Genomic DNA, 1,892 nt, shown 5'->3' with positions numbered 1-1,892 from the left:
CTTTTCGCATCCCAACGGTCATATGACTGCACCTTTTGTTGATACGATTGATGCTGGAGGCTTTTTCGATGACCTTTAACTCAACAATGCCGCTTGCCAGATCGTCTTTACATTTCCGGTACTCGACTGGCGTCACCAATCTTAGACAACTATCGTATTTTGACTCTAGCACCTAAATTGGCGTTCACTATACACCGCTCGTGCGATATAATGTTGAGTGAATAGATTTTGCACAACCGGGAACTTTAGAAGGTGTAGTCTACGTGGCATGGGAGAAACGCCAAAACGGTCGGAAGTACTTTTATCTTTGCCGACGCATGCCGGATGGCCGAGTTCATAAGCAGTACTTGGGCAACGGACTGCGGGCTGAGATGGAATCGCTGCGTTTGGAGTCGAAGGCTTTTCAGAAGCAAATTGACTCGCAGCTTCGACAAAGAATTGCTGAGCTCGAGTCGATGGCAGAGGATTACGCGAGCTCAACACTATTACTCTTGCAAGCCCACCTTTATACGACCGGATACCACAACCCAAAAAGCCGAGGATGGCGAAAGCGACGGAGCGTTCAGATGATTAAGTCTGCAGAGTGCGAGAATCAGGAGCAGGAAGACAGCGATCTGGAACCAGGTGAATTGGTTTCCGAGCAAGCGAATCTGGAGGAAGTGGTTCGCCGGTGTAGGAACGGTGATCGAGACGCGTTAGTCACGCTTCGCCGAGCGATGCAGGAAGATCCAAACCTCTTCAGCCAACTTGGTCACATCGCGGCTAAGGTTCAAACGGAATGGGTTCGAGCCCTCTCTGGCCATGATTTGTTCGAGCGAGAGTTGATATTCAAGAGGGCGCGTGAGCTTCGGCAAGGATTGATTGAAGAAGGCACCGGCAGCCATCTGGAGCGACTGATGGTCGACCATGTGGTTGCCACGCATCTTGAACAGGGCTTTCATGGCCTGATAGAGGCGAGGTGCATCGGTAAAGGAATTGAGTTGCCCAAGTTCGAGGTTGAAGCGTCACAGCGTGCTGCTCGCCGCCATGAGAAGGCTCTCGCGGCTTTGACCACGATCCGTGCTCTTGCGCCGCGAATGGAGTCGCACGTGGAATTGGTCAGTGAGGAACCCACTGAAGAAGCGGCTTGCGAGCAAACCACAGCGCATGCCCATGTCCATGCCCATGCTGAGACCAATCGTTTAACAGCAGTTTTCGATAGGACGCAACATCCGGTTCCATTGAACTGATCAAGCCGCGGGCAACCATTGCGGCACCTCGTCTTGAGTACGCTTGGCTACGCTTCGGCCTGCCTGCCAAGCGGCCTCAACACCTGGCGAATAGCCAATGAGATTTGAATTCGCGTCTCAACAGTCCCACCGAAACCGACCTAAATGAGTTCAGAGATGCGGACGCCTTCAGGATCGGCTTAACGGTCCGGAGTGCCTGGCAGTTGCATGATTACGGCACGACTATCCGCCGGGATGCACTGGCCAGAGAAGGATTTGGCGACAGCGGCTACGATCCCCTTTGCGGCGATTCTGTCGGCAGTCTGATCATCGAGAAGGCTCAAGAGTTGCTTCGCGGGGAGTTGGCAAAATGACCGCATACGAAGACGAGGAAGACCGACGCGACCACGAAGAGGATTAGCGGATTTGGCGCGAGCGAAAGCAATACCTTCAGTCGCGAGTCACGCCAGAAGACTTCGCATTCTTCCTTCACGAGCTCGAGCAGATCGAGGCAAGAGTCGTCGGCCGGGGACTCGGCGGCGATGACGACCAAGGTGAAGCAGACGCGTTCATTTTCGCGGCGATGCGGAACGTCTTCTACAGTGGGCACGTGGCAGGGTTCGACGCAACAAAACGTGATTGAGCGGTCCCAAGTCCAGGTCGGGGTTATGATCCGCAACGTCT

At 53.9% G+C, this 1,892-nt stretch carries 2 protein-coding genes; one reads left to right on the top strand and one right to left on the bottom strand.

Annotation, left to right across the window (positions count from 1 at the left end):
- Nucleotides 1-263: 263 nt before the first annotated feature.
- On the top strand, nucleotides 264-1,229 hold the full coding sequence (locus Poly21_RS26815) for a hypothetical protein (RefSeq protein ID WP_302120798.1): 966 nt from the start codon (nucleotides 264-266) through the stop codon (nucleotides 1,227-1,229).
- A gap of 319 nt (nucleotides 1,230-1,548) precedes the next feature.
- On the opposite strand, the gene Poly21_RS26810 is transcribed toward Poly21_RS26815, so the two are convergent.
- The coding region (locus tag Poly21_RS26810) for a calponin homology domain-containing protein (protein ID WP_302120797.1) at nucleotides 1,549-1,892 on the bottom strand (344 nt) is incomplete at its 5' end.

Origin of the sequence: Allorhodopirellula heiligendammensis, assembly GCF_007860105.1 — a bacterium.
In the GTDB taxonomy this organism is placed as follows: domain Bacteria; phylum Planctomycetota; class Planctomycetia; order Pirellulales; family Pirellulaceae; genus Rhodopirellula; species Rhodopirellula heiligendammensis.
The sequence above is the reverse complement of the archived record's forward strand: the minus strand, read 5'-3'. Positions and strand labels throughout refer to the sequence as shown.